Origin of the sequence: Coprococcus sp. AM100_B19A (assembly GCF_027662015.1) — a bacterium.
GTDB lineage: Bacteria > Bacillota > Clostridia > Lachnospirales > Lachnospiraceae > Allocoprococcus > Allocoprococcus comes.
Genome location: NZ_JAQDKN010000002.1, coordinates 17,912 through 40,237 on the forward strand (window position 1 = coordinate 17,912; position 22,326 = coordinate 40,237).

At 45.0% G+C, this 22,326-nt stretch carries 21 protein-coding genes; 20 read left to right on the forward strand and 1 reads right to left on the reverse strand.

Annotated features, from left to right (window positions below):
• Positions 1-158: 158 nt before the first annotated feature.
• Both PGQ33_RS02295 and PGQ33_RS02300 read left to right on the forward strand, forming a co-directional pair.
• Complete coding sequence (locus PGQ33_RS02295; RefSeq protein ID WP_173685029.1) at positions 159-344, forward strand: hypothetical protein; 186 nt, start codon at positions 159-161, stop codon at positions 342-344.
• A gap of 269 nt (positions 345-613) precedes the next feature.
• On the forward strand, positions 614-1,120 hold the full coding sequence (locus tag PGQ33_RS02300; protein ID WP_270205186.1) for a methylated-DNA--[protein]-cysteine S-methyltransferase: 507 nt from the start codon (positions 614-616) through the stop codon (positions 1,118-1,120).
• An 81-nt stretch (positions 1,121-1,201) separates the two neighbouring features.
• Here PGQ33_RS02300 and PGQ33_RS02305 read toward each other — a convergent pair whose 3' ends face one another.
• Positions 1,202-2,533: an MATE family efflux transporter gene (locus PGQ33_RS02305; protein ID WP_270205187.1), complete on the reverse strand. Its 1,332-nt coding sequence runs from the start codon at positions 2,531-2,533 to the stop codon at positions 1,202-1,204.
• Between the two features lie 584 nt (positions 2,534-3,117).
• On the opposite strand from PGQ33_RS02305, the gene argC reads away from it, so the two are divergent.
• The 18 genes from argC (at position 3,118) to grpE (ending at position 22,317) form a co-directional block, all read left to right on the forward strand.
• Complete coding sequence (argC, locus tag PGQ33_RS02310) at positions 3,118-4,158, forward strand: N-acetyl-gamma-glutamyl-phosphate reductase (RefSeq protein WP_022220715.1); 1,041 nt, start codon at positions 3,118-3,120, stop codon at positions 4,156-4,158.
• A 43-nt stretch (positions 4,159-4,201) separates the two neighbouring features.
• Positions 4,202-4,651, forward strand: coding sequence for a GNAT family N-acetyltransferase (locus tag PGQ33_RS02315; protein WP_044999341.1), 450 nt, complete (start codon positions 4,202-4,204; stop codon positions 4,649-4,651).
• A 15-nt stretch (positions 4,652-4,666) separates the two neighbouring features.
• Positions 4,667-5,890, forward strand: coding sequence for a bifunctional glutamate N-acetyltransferase/amino-acid acetyltransferase ArgJ (gene argJ / locus PGQ33_RS02320; protein WP_173686423.1), 1,224 nt, complete (start codon positions 4,667-4,669; stop codon positions 5,888-5,890).
• 12 nt (positions 5,891-5,902) lie between these two features.
• Complete coding sequence (argB, locus tag PGQ33_RS02325; protein WP_270205188.1) at positions 5,903-6,790, forward strand: acetylglutamate kinase; 888 nt, start codon at positions 5,903-5,905, stop codon at positions 6,788-6,790.
• Positions 6,791-6,819: 29 nt separating this feature from the next.
• Positions 6,820-8,001, forward strand: coding sequence for an aspartate aminotransferase family protein (locus tag PGQ33_RS02330; protein WP_118217300.1), 1,182 nt, complete (start codon positions 6,820-6,822; stop codon positions 7,999-8,001).
• Positions 8,002-8,079: 78 nt separating this feature from the next.
• Positions 8,080-8,511 carry a DMT family transporter gene (locus PGQ33_RS02335; RefSeq protein ID WP_008374687.1) on the forward strand — a complete coding sequence of 144 codons (432 nt, stop codon included), beginning with the start codon at positions 8,080-8,082 and terminating at the stop codon, positions 8,509-8,511.
• Positions 8,512-8,592: 81 nt separating this feature from the next.
• Entirely contained in the window at positions 8,593-9,255 is a 663-nt protein-coding gene (locus PGQ33_RS02340; RefSeq protein WP_022220712.1) for a helix-hairpin-helix domain-containing protein, read from the forward strand.
• A gap of 13 nt (positions 9,256-9,268) precedes the next feature.
• Entirely contained in the window at positions 9,269-9,958 is a 690-nt protein-coding gene (locus PGQ33_RS02345; RefSeq protein ID WP_008374691.1) for a response regulator transcription factor, read from the forward strand.
• An 88-nt stretch (positions 9,959-10,046) separates the two neighbouring features.
• Positions 10,047-11,384 carry a sensor histidine kinase gene (locus tag PGQ33_RS02350; RefSeq protein ID WP_442872447.1) on the forward strand — a complete coding sequence of 446 codons (1,338 nt, stop codon included), beginning with the start codon at positions 10,047-10,049 and terminating at the stop codon, positions 11,382-11,384.
• Between the two features lie 5 nt (positions 11,385-11,389).
• Positions 11,390-12,316, forward strand: a complete 927-nt coding sequence (locus tag PGQ33_RS02355; protein WP_270205190.1) for a GerMN domain-containing protein — start codon at positions 11,390-11,392, stop codon at positions 12,314-12,316.
• A gap of 4 nt (positions 12,317-12,320) precedes the next feature.
• A complete protein-coding gene (locus PGQ33_RS02360; protein ID WP_270205191.1) occupies positions 12,321-14,555 on the forward strand; it encodes a DNA internalization-related competence protein ComEC/Rec2 in 2,235 nt (744 codons plus the stop codon).
• Positions 14,552-15,541, forward strand: a complete 990-nt coding sequence (holA, locus tag PGQ33_RS02365) for a DNA polymerase III subunit delta (RefSeq protein ID WP_270205192.1) — start codon at positions 14,552-14,554, stop codon at positions 15,539-15,541. Before PGQ33_RS02360 ends, holA begins: the two co-directional genes overlap by 4 nt.
• Positions 15,542-15,579: 38 nt before the next feature.
• A complete protein-coding gene (gene lepA / locus PGQ33_RS02370; protein ID WP_008374702.1) occupies positions 15,580-17,391 on the forward strand; it encodes a translation elongation factor 4 in 1,812 nt (603 codons plus the stop codon).
• Positions 17,392-17,600: 209 nt separating this feature from the next.
• Positions 17,601-18,782: a radical SAM family heme chaperone HemW gene (gene hemW / locus PGQ33_RS02375; RefSeq protein WP_270205193.1), complete on the forward strand. Its 1,182-nt coding sequence runs from the start codon at positions 17,601-17,603 to the stop codon at positions 18,780-18,782.
• Between the two features lie 114 nt (positions 18,783-18,896).
• On the forward strand, positions 18,897-19,829 hold the full coding sequence (gene cysK / locus PGQ33_RS02380) for a cysteine synthase A (protein WP_055157569.1): 933 nt from the start codon (positions 18,897-18,899) through the stop codon (positions 19,827-19,829).
• Between the two features lie 3 nt (positions 19,830-19,832).
• Entirely contained in the window at positions 19,833-20,279 is a 447-nt protein-coding gene (locus PGQ33_RS02385; RefSeq protein WP_008374709.1) for an RrF2 family transcriptional regulator, read from the forward strand.
• Positions 20,280-20,580: 301 nt separating this feature from the next.
• Positions 20,581-21,642 (forward strand): heat-inducible transcriptional repressor HrcA, encoded by a 1,062-nt coding sequence (hrcA, locus tag PGQ33_RS02390; RefSeq protein WP_008374717.1) that lies wholly within the window; start codon positions 20,581-20,583, stop codon positions 21,640-21,642.
• A 36-nt stretch (positions 21,643-21,678) separates the two neighbouring features.
• Positions 21,679-22,317, forward strand: a complete 639-nt coding sequence (gene grpE / locus PGQ33_RS02395) for a nucleotide exchange factor GrpE (RefSeq protein ID WP_195510150.1) — start codon at positions 21,679-21,681, stop codon at positions 22,315-22,317.
• Positions 22,318-22,326: the final 9 nt, after the last annotated feature.

Below are 22,326 nucleotides of genomic sequence, written 5' to 3' on the forward strand. Positions count from 1 at the left end.
AAAAACGAAATGGAATTAAGAGCCACTCTAAAGGAAAAGAAATAATCGTAGTATCTTCCGGTGCAGTCGGTATCGGAAAAAATGTCCTTGGAATCAGTGAGAAGCCGGCTGGTTCTGTCAAACAGGCATATATAATAGAAGAAAACCAAAAGGATATTATGCTTGCAAGAAAAAATAAGATGACAGAGCCACTGATCGACCGGCTTCTTCTAAATGAAAACAGAATCCGGAAAATTGCAGAGGAGGCGTTTCCGGTGATCTGTGACCGGCTTTCGGCAAAAGGGGTAGAGATCCGGGGAGACGAAGCGGCAAGGCAGATTGATGAGCGGATCGCTTGGGCATAGGAAAGCGACTGGGGGCAGGAAGCCCTTACCACGAAAAAGTATGTGATCTTTGGAAATGGACAAATTCGCGGATAAGAAGATTGACAGGAAAAAATCTCCATTTTATAATTTGAATGGTACAAAAGTTAAGGAATTTTGTTTTTATTTTTAAGATGTTGGGGTCCAAAGGTATTTTGACCCCTTTGATACCAGATTGCTACGTGCTTTGCACTCTCGCAATCCTCAAAAACATGGGTATCAGGACGGATGAAAAAGGGGAAGAATGAAAAATGCTGTATGTAAGCTACTATGATTCGCCGATCGGGAAAATTACGCTTGGAGCACGGGAGGATGTACTTGTCGGTGCATGGTTTGAAGGACAGAAATACTATATGGACAAGATTATAGAAGATTTTGAGGAGAAGAAAGACTTGCCGGTACTGGATCAGGCAGAGTACTGGCTGGATCGGTATTTTGCAGGGCAGGATCCGGATCCGGAAGAACTTCCTCTTGCACCTGCAGGAAGTGATTTCCGAAAAGAAGTATGGAAGATTATCGCAAAAATCCCATATGGATGCACCATCACTTATGGAAAGATCGCAAAGATCATTGCTGTAAAAAGAGGCGTGAAAAGTATCTCGCCGCAGGCAGTCGGAGGTGCGGTCGGACATAATCCGATCTCTGTGATCATTCCCTGTCACCGTGTCATTGGAAGTGACGGAAGTCTGACCGGATATGCCGGTGGGATTGAAAAGAAAAAATGGCTGCTTGCACATGAGGAAGCGCATATCAGATAAGTGATCATCAAAAATGGTGGCTCGTAGTGAGTCACCATTTTTGATGATCTGGAGAAATCCGTAAGAGTCCGATCATGTATTCTATTTTCCGGATTTTTCACATAACCATCGGTAAGCAATGATGCAGATGATCACAGACAATAAGGAGCCGGTAGCGGTTGCGAGTCCCATCGGAAACAGTGTATGCGGGAAAATTTTTGAAGTCAGATAAACACCCGGAATACGCACGCACAAAATAGCGATCAGGTTATGTAAAAATGAAATTCCAGATTTTCCGCATGCACAGAAGTATCCGCTGAAACTGAAATGAACGCCGGCAAAAATACAATCCCAGATATATCCGCGAATGTACTGCGCGCCGAGAAGAATAACGGCTGCGTCTGCAGTGAAAAGTCCGACAACCGGAGCTGCGATAAACTGGATCAATATAGAGACGACCAGACCAAATCCAATGGCGATCATCATGGCATAGCGAAGCGTCTGCTTTGCACGGTCATACTTTCCGGCACCGATATTCTGAGCTGCGAGTGCAGAAACAGTCGAAAGCATGGAAGACGGAACAAGAAACAGAAAGCTGATGATTTTTTCCACAATGCCGACAGCAGCGGCTGCGTTCAGTCCGCGCCGGTTGGCAATGATCGTAATAACAATGAAAGCAATCTGAATAAATCCGTCCTGAAGCGCTACCGGAATCCCAATATTCAGAATTTTGCCAAGCGGTTTTTTCTGTGGGCGGAAACAGTCTCCGGAAAGAGAAAGTCCGGTCTGCTTACGTTTAATGGCAATCAGTGCAAACAGAACACTGCACGCTTGGGAAAGTGTTGTGCCAAGCGCAGCACCGGAAGCTCCCAGATGGAAAAATCCGATAAACAGATAATCCAGTATAATATTCACCGCACATGCAACTGCGATGAAATACATCGGACTTTTAGAATCCCCCAGTCCGCGGAAAATCGAACTGATCACATTATACGCCGTAATAAAAGGAATCCCGAGAAAACAGATCGTCAGATAAGCTGCTGTCCCGGAAACAGCTTCCGCAGGCGTAGACATCACCGAAACAATTGGCTTTACAAAAAACAGAAGCAAAACCGCCAGCACCAGAGAAATCCCCATAAACAAAGTCACCGTATTTCCCACAAACACAGAAGCCCTTTTCTTATCGCCCGCTCCAATAGACTGCCCGATTGAAACCGTAGCCCCCATCGCAAGCCCCACGATCATCACCGTCAACATATGCATCACCTGGCTCCCAATCGAAACCGCTGTTGTACTGGCAACCCCATTAAACTGCCCAACAATAAAAAGATCCGCCATCCCATAAAGCGTCTGCAAAAAATAAGATAAAAAATAAGGTAGCGAAAAATAAATCACATTCCGAAAAACACTCCCTGAAGTAAGATCCCGTTCCATAAAATAACAACTCCTTTACAATCACTTTCTTAATATTAATTGAATTTTCCTAAAATAGTCAATAAAAAGAATACAGACCTAATGCATCTTATAATAATAAAAATGCATAACAATGCATAAAAATAAATATAAATGCATAAAAATAAGAAATTATACATAAAAATACACAGAAACATGCATAAAAATCAAAAAACCACTTGCTTTACCAAATAAAACCATGTATACTAAACCAATCGGAAAATGTTCCCATTCGTCAGTGCACAGCTCCTGCGCGAAATATCTTTGCTAAGCGACCCCTCGAAAACGCCGGCACTTGGCAAGGCGAGCGTAAGCAAAGCCGAGCCTAGTACCGCTGCGTTTGAGACGCGCCGAAGAAATATCCACTGGATATTTCTTTAGGCATGCATGGCAAGCGCAAGCGCGGTTGCGTGCAAAGATATTTCGCGCAGGAGCGTCCCCGCACCAATCAAAAAACATTCCCCCAATTCCCGCGAACCCCTTTACAATAGGGATTAATGGGTTTATAGTATTTATGATTATGCCTATCTATACACAAATACGGCATTTACGAAAGGATGGTTTACATGATTAAAGCAGGAATCATCGGTTCTACCGGTTACGCCGGAGGAGAACTGGTTCGCATTTTAACAGGACATAAAGACGTAGAAATTAAATGGTTTGGCTCAAGAAGCTATATCGATAAGAAATATGCAGATGTATACCGCAATATGTTTCAGATCGTAGATGCGGTATGTTTAGATGATAATATGGAACAACTTGCAGATCAGGTAGATGTGATTTTCACAGCAACTCCACAGGGACTGTGCGCATCATTAGTTAATGAAGAAATCTTATCAAAGGTTAAGATCATCGACCTGAGCGCAGATTTCCGTATCAAAGATGTCAAGACTTACGAAAAATGGTACGGTATTGAGCACAAGAGCCCGCAGTTTATCGAAGAAGCAGTTTACGGACTGTGTGAAGTGAACAGAGAAGATATCAAAGGCGCAAGACTGATCGCCAATCCTGGATGCTATACAACATGCTCCATCCTGACTGCTTATCCACTGGCAAAAGAAGGACTGATCGATATGGATACGCTGATCATTGATGCCAAGTCCGGAACATCCGGAGCAGGAAGAGGGGCAAAGGTTCCGAACCTGTACTGTGAAGTCAATGAGAATATGAAAGCATACGGTGTGGCAACACACAGACACACACCGGAGATCGAGGAACAGCTTGGATATGCGAGCGGCAAAGAGGTTGTGATCAACTTTACACCGCATCTGGTTCCGATGAACAGAGGAATCCTGGCAACAGAGTACGCGAAGCTTACAAAGGATGTTACCTGGGAAGAAGTAAAAGCAGTTTACGATAAATACTATGCAAATGAAAAATTTGTCCGTGTTCTGGAGAAAGATGTTTACCCGGAAACAAAATGGGTAGAAGGAAGCAATTATGTCGATATCGGATTTAAGATCGATCCGAGAACAAACCGTATCATTATGATGGGTGCGATCGACAACCTGGTAAAAGGTGCGGCAGGACAGGCTGTACAGAACATGAACCTGATCTTTGGACTTCCGGAAAGTGAAGGTCTTGATCTGGTTCCGATGTTCCCGTAGAACACGGCAGAAAAAGAAAAGGAATGGAAAATATATGACAACAATTATTCGTGCGATGACAGTAGAAGATTATGACCAGCTTCATGCACTTTGGATGCGGATCAAAGGATTTGGAATCCGGAGCATAGATGATTCAAAAGAAGGCGTGGAACGATTCCTGAAAAGGAATCCGACAACCAGTGTGATCGCCGAAATAGACGGAAAAGTAGTAGGAGGAATCCTCTGCGGACACGACGGAAGAACCGGATGTTTTTATCATGTATGTGTAGATCCGGCGTACCGCTGTCATGGGATCGGAAAGAGCATGGTTGCCTATGCAATGTCAGCTCTGAAAGAGGAACATATCAACAAGATCACACTGATCGCATTTACCAAGAATGATATCGGCAATACGTTCTGGAATACGATCGGATGGACCAAGAGACCGGATGTCAACTACTATGAGTTTGTTTTAAATGAGGAAAATATTACAGCATTTATCGAAGAGGGCTAAAGGAGGCTATATACGATGAAGATTATCGAAGGCGGTGTGACCGCAGCAAAAGGATTTGAGGCAGCATCAACAGCAGCAAAGATCAAATATCAGGACAGAACCGACATGGCAATGATCTACAGCCAGGTTCCATGTGAATGTGCAGGAACATTTACTACAAACGTTGTAAAGGCAGCATGCGTAAAATGGGATCAGCAGGTTGTAAAGAGCGGTGCGAAAGCACAGGCTGTGATCGTCAATTCCGGAATTGCCAATGCATGTACCGGTGCGGAAGGATTTGGCTACTGCAAGGACACAGCAGATGCGGCAGCAGAAGCTCTTGGAATTAATGCAGATGGTGTACTGATCGGATCGACCGGTGTCATCGGAAAGCAGCTTCCAATTGATCGCATCGTGGCAGGGGTAAAGGCTCTTGCTGAAAAGAAAAATGATACACTGGCAAACGGAACTGAGGCAGCAAAAGCAATTATGACGACTGATACCTGTGAAAAACAGATCGCAGTAGAGATCGAGGTTGCCGGAAAGACCGTTACCATCGGTGGTATGGCAAAAGGATCTGGTATGATTCATCCGAATATGTGCACCATGCTCAGCTTTATCACAACAGATGCAGCAATCACAAAAGAGGCACTTCAGAAAGCCCTCAGTGATGATGTCAATGATACATACAATATGATTTCCGTAGACGGAGATACTTCTACAAATGATTCTGTAGTTCTTCTTGCAAACGCAATGGCTGAAAATGAAGTGATCACGGTAGACAGTGAAAGCTATAAGACCTTTGCGGAAGCATTGCATGAGATCAACGAATACCTTGCAAAGAAGATCGCAGGGGACGGAGAAGGAGCAACTGCTTTATTTGAAGTAACTGTAGTTGGTGCAGATACAAAAGAGACTGCAAAGACACTTGCAAAATCAATCGTATGCTCAAATCTTACCAAGGCAGCAATTGCAGGACATGATGCAAACTGGGGAAGAATCCTCTGTGCAATGGGATATTCCGGAGCACAGTTTGACCCGGAAAAGGTGGATCTGTTCTTCGAGAGCAAGGCAGGAAAGATCCAGATCATCGAAAATGGTACAGCGGTAGATTACAGTGAAGAAAAAGCAACGGAGATCCTCTCACAGGAAGAAGTAAAAGCAGTTGCTGATGTGAAGATGGGAAGCGAAAGCGCAACCGCATGGGGATGTGACCTGACTCACGGATATATTGACATCAATGCAGATTACAGAAGCTAGGAGGTAAGCAAAATGGATCAGGATATGCAGCAGTATCTGGACAAAGCAGAAGTTCTGATTGAGGCGCTTACTTATATTCAGCGTTTCAACCGTAAGATCATCGTTGTAAAATACGGTGGAAGTGCAATGCTGGACGAAGAACTCCAGAAAAATGTCATCAAGGATGTTACATTCTTGAAATTGGTTGGATTCAAACCGATCATCGTTCACGGCGGTGGAAAAGAGATCAGTAAATGGGTAAGTAAAGCCGGAATGGAGCCGAAATTCATCGACGGACTTCGTGTGACGGACGCAGAGATCATGGAAATTGCAGAGATGGTACTGAACAAGGTTAATAAAAATCTGGTTCGTATGGTCGAAGAACTTGGTGTCCGTGCTATCGGTGTCAGTGGAAAAGACGGCGGACTTTTAAGAGTTGATAAAAAGCTTTCCATGACAGGACAGGACGTTGGATTCGTAGGAGATATCAAGAAGGTCAATGCAGAGGTTCTTCTGGATCTTCTGGATAAAGATTTTCTCCCGATCGTATGCCCGGTCGGAATCGATGATGATTACAACACTTATAATATCAATGCGGATGATGCGGCTTATTCGATCGCAAAAGCGGTTCATGCTGAGAAGCTTGCGTTCCTCTCTGATATTGAAGGGGTATACAGAGACTACGAGGATAAATCTTCTCTGATCACAGCTCTTACTGTAGATCAGGCGAATGAACTGATCGAAAGCGGAGCAATTTCCGGAGGAATGATCCCGAAACTGCAGAACTGTGTAGGAGCGATTGAAAACGGAGTGTCCAGAGTCCATATTCTGGATGGAAGAATTCCGCACTGCCTGCTTCTTGAGATTTTCACGAAGAAAGGTATCGGAACTGCAATTTTAAGAAACGGTGAAGAAGATTAAAGGGAAGACAAAGAAAGAAGGTAATTCTTATGGCAAATCAGTATATGCAGGAAGAGGACGACGCGATTTTAAAAACTTATAACCGTTATCCGGTTGTACTGGACCATGGAGACGGCGCATACCTCTATGATCCGGAAGGAAAGAAATATCTGGATTTCTCAGCAGGATATGCAGTATCTTCTCTGGGATATAACAACAAGGAATTTAATGATGCATTAAAGGCTCAGATTGACAAGATGATCCATACATCAAACCTGTATTATAATACAACCTGCGGTAAAGCAGGAGAAGATCTGAAAAAGATCACCGGTATGTACAAGGTATTCTTCACAAACAGTGGTGGAGAAGCAATCGAAGGTGCGATCAAAACTGCAAGAAAATATGCGTACACAAAAAAAACCGGACGTTATGAATTTATTGCAATGGAGAATTCATTCCACGGCAGAAGTATGGGTGCAGTTGCACTTACCGGACACAAAGAATACAGAGAGCCATTTGAACCGGTTATGCCTGGTGTACATTTTGCAATCTACAATGATCTTGACAGTGTAAAAGCACTGGTAAATGATAAGACCTGCGCGATCATTCTGGAAACAATCCAGGGCGAAGGCGGAATCAACGCAGCGACAAAAGAATTTATGCAGGGAATCCGTAAGATCTGTGATGAGAACGGAATCCTGATGATCTGCGATGAAGTACAGTGTGGTATGGGACGAAGCGGTGCATGGTTTGCATGGCAGCAGATGGGAATCACACCGGATATCATGACAATGGCGAAGGCAATCGGAAGCGGTGTTCCGGTCGGCGCATTTGCGATGACAAAAGAAGTTGCAGATAATTCGCTGGTACCGGGAGATCACGGAACTACATATGGTGGAAACCCACTTTGCTGTGCAGCGGTCAGCAAGACTATTGAGATCTTTGAAAAAGAGCATATGCTCGATCATGTCAATGAAATCGCACCATATCTGACACAGAAACTGCAGGAAATCGTGGATACCTGCGATGCAGCCGTTAAAGTAAAGGGAAGAGGATTGATCCAGGGACTTCAGATCACCAAGCCGCTGGGTGAAGTGACAGCCAAAGCGTTGGAAGAAGGACTTCTGATCATCGGAGCTGGAACAGATGTGATCCGAATGATCCCACCGCTTGTTATCGGTAAAGAACAGGTAGATGAGATGGCAGAGATCCTGAAAAAAGCACTTGCATAAAGTCGGTGCCTGATAAAAATAAGAGAATAAAAGAGCCGGTCATCGGATATACTTTCAGAAGAAAAGGAGGTATGAAAGATGACCGGATTTTTTATTGCCCTGCTGTCGGGAGCGCTGATGAGTGTGCAGGGGGTATTTAACACACAGGTAACAAAGACGACAGGAATGTGGGTGAGTAATGCCTGGGTGCAGCTTAGTGCATTTGCCATCTGTCTGGTAATGTGGCTGATCATGGGGAGGGACAGTATTGCCACGATAGGAGAGGTGCAGCCTAAATATATGCTGCTTGGCGGTGTGATCGGAGCAGGGATCACCTGGACCGTGATCAAAAGTATGGCGCAGCTCGGGCCTGCAAAGGCGGCACTTCTGATCGTTATGTCTCAGCTTATTGTGGCGTATCTGATTGAACTGGTGGGATTATTTGGTGTGGAAAAAGAGCCATTTTCCTGGAGAAAAGTGATCGGTATGGGGATCGCTCTGATCGGCACGACAATTTTTCAGTGGAAATAGGTTGTCTTTTGGAAAAAAATTCGTTACAATAATCATGTCTTGGAAGTACGAGGGGACATGCTCTGCGGAAAAGGAGTATGTATGCGGAAAAGAAGACGGATTTTATATCAAATATGTGGAATTTTCCTTGGAATCAGCTGTATGCTGTCAGCATGCCATGAAAAAGAAGAGACCTTTACCAGTGTGGCTGCTGCAGAAGCGGATGCCGGGGATAAGAAAAACGAGGCAGAATCAAAGGCTGCCGAAGAAAAGCCGGATAAGGCAAAAGCAGATCCGGGTGGTGAAGAAAAAGAAGGTTCGATCTGGGTGTATGTATGTGGCGAGGTGGCATCACCCGGTGTATATGAACTGCAGGAAGGAGACCGCATCACGCATGCCATAGAAGCAGCGGGAGGTCTGACGGAGGCAGCAGGACAGGTTTATCTGAATCAGGCAGCACATCTGACAGATGGACAAAGGATTTATGTACCATCCAGAGAAGAAGAACAGACTTTGAAAGAAGAAGGTTCACCATCGGATATGGCTGATGCCGGGATGGGAAAAGACACAGGAATAATAAACCTGAACACCGCGACAAAGGCTGAACTTTTAAGCTTAAGCGGGATTGGCGAGTCCCGCGCGGAAGCAATTATTGCTTATAGAGAGACAAACGGTGGATTCAGGAAGATAGAGGATCTGAAGAAAGTGGACGGGATCAAGGAAGGAATCTTTCAGAAGATCCGGGAGCAGATAACGGTAGAGTAGAGGAGTGCGCAAGATGGGCAGAAAAGTATTGGTAGTAGATGATGAAAAGCTGATCGTGAAAGGACTGAGATTCAGCCTGGAACAGGATGATATGGAAGTTGACTGCGCATACGACGGTGAGGAAGCACTTGAGATGGTAAAAAGAAAAGAGTATGATATGATTCTTCTGGATGTCATGCTTCCAAAATACGATGGATTTGAAGTATGCAGACAGATCCGTGATTTCTCAGATGTACCGGTCATCATGCTCACTGCGAAGGGCGAGGATATGGACAAGATCCTCGGGTTGGAATATGGCGCAGATGATTACATCACAAAGCCGTTCAACATTCTTGAAGTTAAGGCCAGAATGAAGGCAATCATGCGCAGGGTCGCTAAAAAAGACGGGATGAGCGCGAGCGGTAAAGTTGTGGTAAAGGGAGATCTGAAGATCGACTGTGAAAGCCGGAGAGTTTTTTCCGGGGACAGGGAACTGAATCTTACCGCAAAAGAATTTGATCTTCTGGAGCTTCTTGCAATGAATCCGAACAAGGTTTACAGCAGGGAAAGTCTTTTGAATATTGTCTGGGGATATGAGTATCCGGGAGATGCAAGAACGGTAGATGTACATATCAGACGACTGCGCGAGAAGATTGAAGTAAATCCAAGTGATCCGAAATACGTTTACACAAAGTGGGGAGTTGGCTATTATTTCAGGGGTTAAATTTTTTGTACCAAAATTCATAAAAAGTCTGCAAGTGCGGGTAACGGTGATCCTGAGCGTATTTGTCATATTATCCAGTGTGATCCTGATGAATGCGATTCTGCAAAGCTATGATCAGAGAACCGTATCCGTGCGCACAGCAGAGATTCAAAACCAGTGTACGATTCTGAGTAATCAGCTGGTCAATTCTGATTATCTGAAAACGGGAGTTTCTGATGTGATCGATACAGAACTATCACAGTTATCCAATATTTACAATGGAAGAGTGCTTGTTATTGATGATGAATTCCGGATTGTGGAAGATACCTATGATCTGGAGGAGGGAAAGACGATCATTTCCGAGGATGTAGTCAAATGCTTCCGCGGCGAGAAGCCGGCAAGTTATGACAGAAAGAGCCGGTACATTGAAGTGGCAGTCCCGGTCAAAAAAGGGGAAGAGCCGGTAAAAGGAATGATTCTGGTCAGTGTTTCTACAGACAGTCTGCGTGACAATGTAGAGGCATTGCAGACAAAGGCAAGAATTGCAACGGTTGCAATCAGTATTATCGGGATCTTTTTATCAGCAATCATCGGTATGCTGCTTGTAAGGCCGCTGAAAAGGATGTCTCAATCGATCGAGGAGATGGCAGGAGGCTATGGAGATAATTATCTCCATGAAAATGCTTACGATGAAACGGACCGGATTTCCAATGCATTTAATAAGCTGTGGGACCGCTATAAAGTACTGGATGCATCGAGAGAAGAGTTCGTGGCAAATGTATCCCATGAGTTGAAGACACCGTTGACCTCTATGAAGGTGCTGGCGGATTCACTGCTGATGCAGCCGGATGCACCGACGGAGATTTACCGGGAATTCATGGGTGATTTGTCCGAAGAAATCGAGCGGGAGAATAAGATCATCAATGACCTTCTGGATCTTGTAAAACTGGATAAGAAGGGTGCAAACTTAAATATTAAGAGTCAGGATGTTAATGAACTGGTAGAACGGATTCTCAAAAGATTACAGCCACTTGCGGCAAAAAGTAATATTGAGCTGGTATTTGAGAGTTTTCGTCCGGTGACAGCGGAGATTGATGAGGTAAAGATTGCACTTGTGATCACGAATCTGGTGGAAAATGCGATCAAGTACAATAAAGAGAACGGATGGGTACACGTGTCGTTAAATGCGGATCATAAGTATTTTTATCTGAAGGTTGCGGATTCTGGAATCGGGATTCCGAAAGAAGATGCGGATCATATATTCGAGCGATTTTTCCGTGTGGACAAATCCCATTCTCGTGAGATCGGCGGAACCGGTCTTGGGCTTTCGATTGCAAGAAATGCGGTTGTCATGCACCGCGGTGCAATCAAGGTCTACAGTGAACCGGGAGAGGGAACGACATTTACAGTCCGGATCCCGCTTACTTATATCAAGAGGGAAGGGTGAGAAGAATGAAAAAAAATTACCAGATCATAAGCATTCTTCTTGCGGTGTGTCTTCTTACAGGCGTTGTGGGATGCAGAAAAAAGGAGCAGAAAGCAGATGCAAAATACACGATTTACCAGATTAACCAGAGCGGAACGGCGCTGGTTCCGAAAGGCTATGATGGAACAGGAAAGTCGGCGGACGAAGAAGTAAAAGGAATGCTGTCTGCGCTGCAGAAGTGTGATGACGAGGTGAAGGCACAGGCGGCACTGCCGAAAAAGGTAAAATTGGAGAGATACACTCTGGAGGATGAAAAGCTGATCCTGTACTATAATGCTGCTTACGGAAAGATGGATACGGTAAGAGAGGTTTTGTGCAGGGCGGCACTTGTCCGTTCGCTGACGCAGATCGATGGAGTGGATCTGGTGATGATCTGTGTAGATGGAACGCCACTTACGGATAAAAAAGGGAATACTTATGGATACCAGCAGGCAGAAGATTTTGTACAGAACACAGGCTCTTCTATTAACTCTTTCCAGGAGATGAAGCTTACGCTGTATTATGCAGATTCATCTGGAGAAAAGCTGCAAAAGGAAGAGGATACGGTGCGGTATAACAGCAATGAGTCGAAGGAACGGGTTGTAGTGGAACAGCTGATGCGAGGACCATCCAATAACAGACTGCTTGCTACCATACCAAAAGGAACAAAGCTGCTGGGTGTGTCGATCAAAGATCATATCTGCTATCTGAATTTTGATGAAGGACTTCGGAACATTGCTCCGGGAGTCAGTCCGGAGACGGTGATCTATTCCATCGTAAATTCAGTGATCGATGGTGGAAATGTCTCTGAAGTACAGATTTCAATCAACGGAGACAGCAGTATTGTATATCAGGAGAGTATAAAGCTGGATGAACCTCTGAGCAGAAACCAGGAAATGATAAAGGAGGATTGATCGGTTGATCAAGCGAAGACTTGGTTTTGCCGGAATACTTCTGGCAGGACTGATTCTGGTACTGTATCTGACAGGGGGAGGAAAGATTTTTGGAAGACTCGGTGTGTCAAGGTGTGAGAAGCTCTGGAAAGAGTCGGAAGAAGTGATGGTGGAAGGAGAGGTTTATCAGAAAACCAGAAAAGAAGAAAAACTGATCCTGTATCTGAAAAAAATACAGATCAGAGAGATGGGGAATGGAAAAGCAGTCGCTGACGAGAGGCTGCTTGTCTATCTGGATGAAAAGGGAAATGGTCCGGAAATCGGACAGCGGATCCTGGTTAAAGGCAATGTGGGATTTTTTGATCCGGCGGCCAATCCGGGCAATTTTGACCAGAAAAATTATTATAAGCAGCAGAATATCCAGGCAGTCTTATGGAAAGGGAAGGTTCTGGAAAAACAGGTGAAAAAGACTTCCTTCCGGGAAAAGCTGTGGCAGTTTAGGAACCGGACCGCAGATGAGATCTGCAGAGAGATGGGAAAGCGTCGAGGGGGTATTTTGTGTGCGGTTCTTCTGGGAGATTCTTTTTATACAGAAGAGAAAGTGAAAGAACTTTACCGGGTGGCAGGGATCGGGCATCTGCTTGCCATATCCGGTCTGCATATTTCTTTTTTTGGCAACGGACTTTACCGGGGGCTTAGGAAAACCGGATTTTCTATTTTACAGGCCGGTGTAGTGGGAAGTCTGCTTCTTGGGAGCTATGTGGTGATGACAGGAATGAGTGTTTCGGCACTGCGGGCGTTTACCATGTTTCTGATCCGGATGGGAGCAGAGCTGACAGGAAGGGAATACGATGGATTGACGGCACTTGGGATTGCGGAAATTGGTTTGCTTCTGGCAAATCCGTTGCGGCTTTTTACGGCAGGGTTCCAGCTTTCTTTTGCTGCGGTTCTCGGTATCTATCTGATTGGTTTGGGAAATAAAAAAGGCAGATTTTCAGACAGTGTCCGGATGTCGGTGAGGCTCTGGCTTTTTCTGCTGCCAGTTACATTGTGGCACTATTATGAAACCTGCCTGTATGCGCCAGCCTGGAATCTTCTGGTAATTCCGATGGCATCCGTGCTTCTGTTTTGCGGGAGTGCAGGGATGGCAGTCATGCTGATTCCGTGTGGGGCAGGAGATATAATGCAGAGCGCACTTTGGAAAATAACAGAGTGGATTTTGCTTTTTTATGAAAAAGGGAGCGGTCTGCTCCTGGAACTTCCGGGGGCAAGGTGGATTCCGGGAAGACCACGGCTCTGGCAGATTGCCTGTTATTATGGGGTTCTTCTATTTTATTTGTGGAGAAAAAGGAAGGAAAAGAAAGAGGGCAGACAAACCGGGAAACGGGTGGTAAGACAGCTTGTGACAGCTGGGATCCTGCTCATCCTGCTCGGGATCCCAAAGTGGAAACGAGGGCAGATGGAGCTGACTATGCTGGATGTGGGACAGGGCGACTGTTTTTTCTTTCGGGACGGAAACGGAAAAAATTACCTGATCGACGGCGGAAGCAGTTCGGTAGATGCAGCAGGAAGATACCGGTTGGAACCATTTTTAAAATTCCGGGGCGTGAAGAGGCTGGATTATGTGTGGGTGACGCATGGGGATGTGGATCACTTAAATGCAGTGGAAGAACTTCTGGAACGGAGAAAGTATGGAGTAGAAATCCAGTATCTGATTTTTCCGGAACAGAAATATTGGGATGAAAGGCTTATTAAATTATGTAATCTGGCAGAAGAGGCAGGAACGAAGGTACGGGTAATGGAGATGGATACTATTTTTCTGTCTGGAAAATTGAAGATGCGTTGTCTCTGGCCTGGAGAAGGTGAGCCATCTGAAAATGGAAATGAAAATTCTCTGGTACTTCACCTGCAATATGGAAAAATTACCATGCTTTTTACCGGAGATCTGGAAAATACCGGAGAAGAGCTGTTGGCAGAGAGAATAAAGAATCTCCGGAAAAAAGGAGAACTTCCGGCGTGTTATGATCTGCTGAAAGTCGGACACCACGGATCAAGAAATGCGACCGGCGAAGAGCTTCTGGAAGTGATCCGACCACGGGTAGCATTCTGTTCATCCGGAAAAGAAAACCGTTATGGACATCCGCATGCGGAAACACTGGAAAGACTTGCAAAATGGGGCGTAAGCCTATATAATACGAAAGACAGAGGTGCTGTCAGTATGTATACAGATGGAAGGGAATATGGTATCCAAAGTCCATGAAAAGTTTGAATGAAGATTTAAAGACAGGACAGTTTAAGCAGATTTATCTTCTGTACGGCGAAGAAGCTTATCTGAAAAAATTATATAAAAACCGTTTCGTCAAAGCGATGGTTCCGGAAGGTGACACGATGAATTATCGTTATTTTGAGGGAAAGAACACGAACCCGAAGGAGATTATCGACCTTGCCGAGACATTACCTTTTTTTGCAGAGCGCAGGCTGATCGTTCTGGAAAATACCGGTTTTCTGAAAAATGCGACACCGGAGCTGGCAGAATATCTGAAGAACATGCCGGAGACCACTTATATGATCTTTGTGGAATCAGAGCTGGATAAGAGAGGAAAGCTCTACAAAGTGATCAAGGAGAAAGGTCATATTGTAGAACTGAAGCGGCAGGATGAAAAGACACTGATCCGCTGGATCCTTGGGATGGCGAAAAAGGAGAAGCTTCAGATGTCGGAGGCAGCAGTGCGCTATCTGCTTGCAAAGACTGGTAATGACATGGAGAATCTCGGGCAGGAGCTGGAAAAATTATTCTGTTACTGCATGAACCACACGGAGATCACGGCAGCAGATATTGATGAAATCTGTACTACGCAGATCGGAAACCATATTTTTGATATGGTAGATGCAGTTGCAGCAAAAGAGCAGAAAAAAGCGCTGGATTACTATTATGATCTTCTAACACTGAAGGAACCGCCGATGCGGATCCTCTACCTGCTGACCAGACAGTTCCGTATCCTGATGGAGGTAAAAGAGATGGACCATACTGGGATTCCGCCAAAAGAGATTGCCGCCAAGGTGGGAATCATGCCATTCCTGGTAGGAAAGTACCGGGCACAGGCGAAGGCATTTACCAGGAAAGAGCTGCGTGGGATCGTAGAAGCCGGTGTACAGACGGAAGAAGATGTAAAAACCGGAAAGATGGGAGATATCCTCTCGGTGGAACTCTTTCTGGTGCAGTACAGTAGCAAACGGGAAAAGTAATCAGATATAGATAAGAAGAAAAAGGAGAGACTGAAAATATGCATATGGATCAGAAAAAGATTCGAAATTTTTGTATTATTGCACATATTGACCATGGAAAATCCACACTGGCGGACCGTATTATTGAGCAGACAGGTCTTCTGACCAGCAGAGAGATGCAGGCACAGGTGCTGGATAACATGGATCTGGAAAGAGAACGTGGTATCACAATCAAATCACAGGCAGTCCGCACGGTTTATAAGGCAAAGGATGGGGAGGAATATATCTTTAATCTGATCGATACTCCGGGACACGTAGACTTTAACTATGAAGTGTCACGGAGTCTTGCAGCCTGTGATGGAGCGATCCTGGTCGTTGATGCGGCACAGGGCGTAGAAGCGCAGACACTGGCAAATGTATATCTGGCACTGGACCATGATCTGGATGTCATGCCGGTTATCAACAAGATCGATCTTCCAAGCGCAGAGCCGCAGCGTGTGATCGAAGAGATTGAAGATGTGATCGGAATTGAAGCGCAGGATGCACCACTGATCTCGGCAAAGACAGGGCTTAATGTAGATCAGGTTCTGGAACAGATCGTGACAAAGATTCCTTCTCCGACAGGAGATCCGGATGCACCGCTTCAGGCACTGATTTTCGATTCCCTCTATGATCCGTATAAAGGCGTTATCGTATTCTGCCGTATCAAAGAAGGATGTATCACGAAAGGAATGCCGATTCATATGATGGCGACAGGTGCAACTGCCGATGTTGTGGAGGTTGGATATTTTGGTGCCGGACAGTTTATCCCTTGTGATGAGCTTTCAGCAGGAATGGTTGGATATTTTACAGCCAGCCTGAAAAATGTAAAGGACACCCGTGTGGGTGATACCGTAACAGGTGCGGAAAATCCATGTTCTGAGCCTCTTCCGGGATATAAAAAGGTCAACCCGATGGTGTACTGCGGAATGTATCCGGCAGACAGCTCCAAATACCCGGATCTGAGAGATGCACTGGAAAAACTGCAACTCAACGATGCGGCACTTCAGTTTGAACCGGAGACCTCTCTTGCGCTGGGATTTGGTTTCCGCTGTGGTTTCCTTGGACTTTTGCATCTGGAGATCATTCAGGAGAGACTGGAAAGAGAATACAATTTGGATCTGGTGACAACTGCGCCGGGCGTTATCTACAAGGTGCACAAGACCAACGGAGAAGTGATCGACCTGACCAATCCGTCTAATCTTCCGGATCCGTCAGAAATTGATTTTATGGAAGAGCCGATGGTAAAAGCAGAGATTATGGTGACATCCGAATTTATCGGTGCGATCATGGATCTGTGTCAGGAAAGACGTGGCGAATATCAAGGAATGGAATACATCGAAGAGACCAGAGCGGTATTGAAATACCACCTGCCTCTGAATGAGATCATCTATGATTTCTTTGATGCGCTCAAATCCAGATCCCGCGGTTATGCGTCTTTTGATTATGAAATGCTCGGCTATGTCAAATCTGATCTGGTCAAGCTGGACATCCTGATCAACAAAGAAGAAGTGGATGCTCTTTCCTTTATTGTATTTGCGGGAAGTGCTTATGAGAGAGGAAGAAAGATGTGTGAGAAGCTCAAAGAAGAGATTCCGAGACAGCTTTTTGAAATTCCGATCCAGGCAGCTGTCGGAAGCAAGATCATTGCCCGTGAGACAGTAAGAGCCATGCGTAAGGACGTACTTGCCAAGTGCTACGGCGGTGATATCAGCCGTAAGAAGAAGCTTCTGGAAAAGCAGAAGGAAGGAAAGAAGCGTATGCGCCAGGTTGGAAATGTAGAAATTCCACAGAAGGCATTTATGAGTGTATTAAAACTGGACGACAAATAGACAGACAAAGGATAATCGAGCAGGCTGACTCCTACTCGATTCGTATACTTTGTACACTATCTCGCTTAACAGCTCGATGATGTACATTCGCCAAGTACAGATTCTTGTGCAAGCACAAATCTGTACTTGGCTCATCGTATACATAAAAAGGCAGGAGCGGTTTCCGAGGGAAAAGTTCCTGCCTTTTGCACAGAAAAGGAGAAAAGCAGATGCAGCCTTTAGAACTATATATTCATATTCCGTTTTGTGTGAAAAAATGTGCATATTGTGATTTCCTTTCCGGTCCGGCCGGAGAAAAGGAAAAAGAGGAATATGTGAAAATGCTGGTCGACGAGATCAGAAACTGTCCGGATACAGTGCAGAATTACAGGGTGATTTCCATTTTTTTCGGAGGCGGAACCCCATCTCTTCTTACCGGTGAGCAGATTGGGCGGCTGATGGATACGGTCAGGGAAATATTTACGTTGGATGAGGACGCAGAGATCACTGTGGAAATGAATCCGGGAACGGTAACGGAAGAAAAACTGCGAAAGTACAGACAGGCAGGGGTGAACCGTCTGAGTATCGGTCTGCAGTCGGTCAATGATGAGGAACTTCGTCTGCTTGGAAGAATCCATACTTATGAAGAATTTCGGGAAGCATATCATCTGGCGAGAGCCAATGGTTTTTCAAATATCAATGTAGACCTGATCTCGGCAATTCCGGGGCAGACGGTGGAAAGCTGGAGGCGTACACTGGAGCAGGTAATGGCACTTTCCCCGGAGCATATTTCTGCATATAGTCTGATCTTGGAAGAGGGAACAACTTTCTATAAAAAATATGTAGAAGACGAGGCAAAAGAAGGGCCAAAGCTTCCGGATGAGGATGCGGAGCGTCAGATGTACTGGGATACGGAAACGCTGATGGAGAAGAACGGATATCACCGGTACGAGATTTCCAATTATGCTAAGGAGGGATATGCCTGCCGGCACAACCTGGGATATTGGGAGAGAATTCCGTATCTGGGATTTGGAATTGGTGCGGCATCTCTGGTTCCCGGGGATCTGATTGGAAAATGCAGGAAGCTGGAAGGAAAAATGAGTCGCTACACGAACCCGGATCAGTTAAGGGAGTATGCACATTCCTACAGGAACAAATTTCAGGCAGAGCTTCTGACAGAAACTGAGGAGATGGAGGAATTTATGTTTCTTGGACTGCGGAAAATGAACGGAATCTCAAAAAAAGAATTTTCAGAGTATTTTGGGAAGAGTCTGGAGGATATTTACGGTGAACCGATCTGCAAACTGGAAAGCTTAAAGCTTCTTGAGCAGGATGATGACAGAGTATGGCTTACAAAACGGGGGATCGATGTCAGCAACAGTGTGTTTGTAGAGTTTCTGCTGGAAGAGTAAAATTTGGAAAATCAGAAAAATATAAAGTATACTTGACAAATAGGTTTTATAGGCATATAATGACATCATCGAGTTAAACCTATCAAAACAGTAGGAAAGAAAGGAGAACTTACGATGTCAAAAATTTATAATGGTGCTTTAGAGCTTGTTGGAAATACTCCTCTTGTAGAGGTGAAAAATATTGAAGAAGAATTAGGATTAGAGGCAAGAATCCTTGTGAAACTGGAATATTTTAACCCGGCCGGAAGTGTAAAAGACAGAATTGCCAAAGCAATGATCGAGGATGCTGAGGAAAAAGGATTATTAAAAGAAGGTTCTGTTATCATTGAGCCTACTTCGGGAAATACGGGAATCGGTCTTGCATCGATTGCAGCAGTCAAAGGATACCGTATCATTCTTACTATGCCGGAGACAATGAGTGTAGAAAGAAGAAACATACTGAAAGCATACGGAGCAGAGATTGTTCTGACAGAAGGCGCAAAGGGAATGAAGGGTGCGATTGAAAAAGCAGATGAACTTGCAAAAGAGATCCCGGGCAGCTATATCCCTGGACAGTTTGTTAATCCGGCTAATCCGGAAGTACACAGAAAGACAACCGGACCAGAGATCTGGAAGGATACAGACGGAGAAGTAGATCTGTTTATCGCAGGTGTTGGTACAGGTGGAACACTGACCGGTGTCGGCGAATATCTGAAATCCCAGAATCCGGATGTGAAGATCGTTGCATTGGAGCCTGCAAGTTCACCGGTACTTTCTACAGGAAAAGGTGGTCCTCACAAAATTCAGGGAATCGGAGCAGGATTTGTACCGGACGTACTCAACACAACTGTATATGATGAAATATTTACTGTAGAAAATGATGACGCTTTTGCAACAGGAAAGCTGCTTGCAAAGAAAGAGGGAATCCTGGTAGGAATTTCTTCGGGAGCTGCACTTTATGGAGCGATCGAACTTGCAAAACGTCCGGAAAACAAAGGAAAGACGATTGTGGCACTGCTTCCGGATACCGGAGACAGATATTACTCCACACCGCTCTTCACGGAGTAGAATATGAATTTTTCAAAGAAAAGCAGATACGGACTTCGGGCACTGATCGACCTGTCCGTATACTCGAAAGAATCCCATGTTGCACTTGCAGCAATTGCAGAGCGTAACAGTATTTCACCGCAGTATCTGGAACAGGTATTTGCGGCACTCAGAAAAGCCGGAATCATCAAAAGTGTGAAAGGACCGCAGGGGGGATACCTGTTGGCGAAGCCTGCCACAAAGATTTCGGTTGCGGAAATATTACGTGCGCTGGAAGGTGATTATCTCATCGAAGAAGAGGATGTAGAAGGCGCCGAGAACGGAAGGGCTGCGGCTCAGGCTGTACAGAGTGAAGTTATCGAACGTCTGAACAGAGGACTACAGGATATCCTTGAGAATCTGTTTCTCTCTGACCTCGAACAAAAATATCAGGAATACAGTGAATACAGTCAGGATATGTACTATATATAATAGAAGAAATGCACACCATCAGACCGGGAGGCTGGGGTGTGTATTTTTTGGTTTGACGGTCGGGTGGGGAGTTTGGGAGGAAGGGAGCAGGCGGTTCAGGCAGAAAAGAAGGGATTCCGATTCAAACGGAATGGTTTGCCGATTGAATTGGAATCCGACAGCATATCCGGGTGGAACCGGACTAAAAATAAAAAAATCATAAACCCTGTTGACAAAGTGAATAGTAAGTGGTACATTTATAAGCGTAGAAAATATTAGCACTCATACATAACGAGTGCTAATAACAAAAAGGAGGTAGCATATGGAAGCCATACAGGAACTTAGTGAGCGGAAGACGAAGATCTTACATGCAATCATTAAGAACTATCTTGAGACCGGAGAGCCTGTGGGATCCAGAACGATTTCCAAGTATACGGATCTGAATTTAAGTTCGGCAACGATCCGGAATGAGATGGCAGATCTCGAAGAGCTTGGTTATATCATGCAGCCTCACACATCAGCAGGAAGGATTCCGTCGGATAAAGGTTACAGATGGTATGTGGATATGCTGATGAGCCAGAAAGAACAGGAGATTACCGAAATCAAAGGTCAGATGCTTGAGAAGGCTGACAAGATGGAAGAACTTCTGAAGCAGGTTGCAAAGGTTCTTGCGAACAACACGAATTATGCGACGATGATTTCGACTCCGACTTACAACGGGAACAAATTAAAATTTATCCAGCTTTCACAGGTTGATGACCATCAGCTGATCGTTGTGATCGTGATGGAAGGCAACATTGTAAAGAACCAGATCGTGACACTGGATGAGCCGCTCAGCAATGAAGCACTATTGAAGCTGAATATGCTTCTGAATACTTCGCTGAACGGAACTTCGCTAGAGCAGATCAATCTGGGAGTGATCGCAAGACTGAAAGAACAGGCAGGGATCCACAGTGGTGTGATGAGCAGTGTCCTGGATGCAGTAGCGAATGTGATCCAGCTGGATGACGACATGGAGATTTACACCAGTGGCGCGACGAATATTTTCAAGTATCCGGAGCTTAGTGATAAGCAGAGCGCACAGGAGATCATCAGTGCTTTTGAAGAAAAGCAGCAGCTTGCCGCTCTGGTAACAAAGTCAATGGCAAACGGCGGTGAAGACAGAGACATCCAGGTATACATCGGAGATGAATCGAATGTGGAGAACATGAAAGACTGCAGCGTAGTCACAGCAACATATGAGTTGGGCGAGGGCATGCAGGGAACCATCGGAATCATCGGACCGAAGCGAATGGATTATGAACATGTCATGAAGACGCTTAAGACACTGATGGCAGAGCTGGATGACATATTCCACAGGGATGAGCCGAAAAAGCTCGAATAAGAAGTAAGAAAGGTGGAAGAACCATTGGATAAAAAGATGAGTAATGAAGAAATGGTAAAAGAAGCAGTGGAAGAAGCAAAGAAAGCTGCGGAGGCAGAAGCCAAAGAGCAGGAGGCAAAAGGGCAGGAACCGGAAGAAACCGAAGCAACAGAGGAAGAAGCTGTTGGTAAAGAGACGAATTCCGAAGATGCTGAAGAACCAAAGAAAAAGAAGCTGTTTGAAAAGAAGAATAAAAAAGATAAAAAGGATGAGCAGATCGCAGATCTGACAGACAAACTTACGAGACACATGGCTGAGTTCGATAATTACAGAAAGCGTACTGAAAAAGAAAAGTCAGCGATGTATGAGATCGGAGCCAAAGATGTTGTAGAAAAAATTCTTCCGATTGTAGACAACTTTGAACGCGGACTTCAGTCCGTACCGGAAGAAAAGAAAGATGATCCGTTCGTAGATGGAATGGATAAGATCTATAAACAAATGATGAGCACACTGGAAGGAATCGGAGTAAAACCGATCGAAGCAGTTGGTCAGGAATTCGATCCGAATTTCCACAATGCAGTGATGCATGTGGAGGATGAAGAACTTGGTGAAAATGTAGTAGCTGAGGAATTCCAGAAAGGATATATGTACCGTGACTCAGTCGTAAGACACAGCATGGTAAAGGTAGCAAACTAAGATATACCG

Coding starts and splice junctions, on each gene's coding strand:
- PGQ33_RS02305 (WP_270205187.1), bottom strand. CDS start 2,533: ATGGAACGGGATCTTACTTCAGGGAGTGTTTTTCGGAATGTGATTTAT.
- argJ (WP_173686423.1), top strand. CDS start 4,667: ATGAAGATTATCGAAGGCGGTGTGACCGCAGCAAAAGGATTTGAGGCA.
- PGQ33_RS02385 (WP_008374709.1), top strand. CDS start 19,833: ATGAATTTTTCAAAGAAAAGCAGATACGGACTTCGGGCACTGATCGAC.
- grpE (WP_195510150.1), top strand. CDS start 21,679: ATGAGTAATGAAGAAATGGTAAAAGAAGCAGTGGAAGAAGCAAAGAAA.
- PGQ33_RS02345 (WP_008374691.1), top strand. CDS start 9,269: ATGGGCAGAAAAGTATTGGTAGTAGATGATGAAAAGCTGATCGTGAAA.
- argC (WP_022220715.1), top strand. CDS start 3,118: ATGATTAAAGCAGGAATCATCGGTTCTACCGGTTACGCCGGAGGAGAA.
- PGQ33_RS02295 (WP_173685029.1), top strand. CDS start 159: ATGCTTGCAAGAAAAAATAAGATGACAGAGCCACTGATCGACCGGCTT.
- lepA (WP_008374702.1), top strand. CDS start 15,580: ATGCATATGGATCAGAAAAAGATTCGAAATTTTTGTATTATTGCACAT.
- PGQ33_RS02335 (WP_008374687.1), top strand. CDS start 8,080: ATGACCGGATTTTTTATTGCCCTGCTGTCGGGAGCGCTGATGAGTGTG.
- holA (WP_270205192.1), top strand. CDS start 14,552: ATGAAAAGTTTGAATGAAGATTTAAAGACAGGACAGTTTAAGCAGATT.
- cysK (WP_055157569.1), top strand. CDS start 18,897: ATGTCAAAAATTTATAATGGTGCTTTAGAGCTTGTTGGAAATACTCCT.
- argB (WP_270205188.1), top strand. CDS start 5,903: ATGGATCAGGATATGCAGCAGTATCTGGACAAAGCAGAAGTTCTGATT.
- hemW (WP_270205193.1), top strand. CDS start 17,601: ATGCAGCCTTTAGAACTATATATTCATATTCCGTTTTGTGTGAAAAAA.
- PGQ33_RS02350 (WP_442872447.1), top strand. CDS start 10,047: ATGAATGCGATTCTGCAAAGCTATGATCAGAGAACCGTATCCGTGCGC.
- PGQ33_RS02300 (WP_270205186.1), top strand. CDS start 614: ATGCTGTATGTAAGCTACTATGATTCGCCGATCGGGAAAATTACGCTT.
- PGQ33_RS02355 (WP_270205190.1), top strand. CDS start 11,390: ATGAAAAAAAATTACCAGATCATAAGCATTCTTCTTGCGGTGTGTCTT.
- hrcA (WP_008374717.1), top strand. CDS start 20,581: ATGGAAGCCATACAGGAACTTAGTGAGCGGAAGACGAAGATCTTACAT.
- PGQ33_RS02340 (WP_022220712.1), top strand. CDS start 8,593: ATGCGGAAAAGAAGACGGATTTTATATCAAATATGTGGAATTTTCCTT.
- PGQ33_RS02330 (WP_118217300.1), top strand. CDS start 6,820: ATGGCAAATCAGTATATGCAGGAAGAGGACGACGCGATTTTAAAAACT.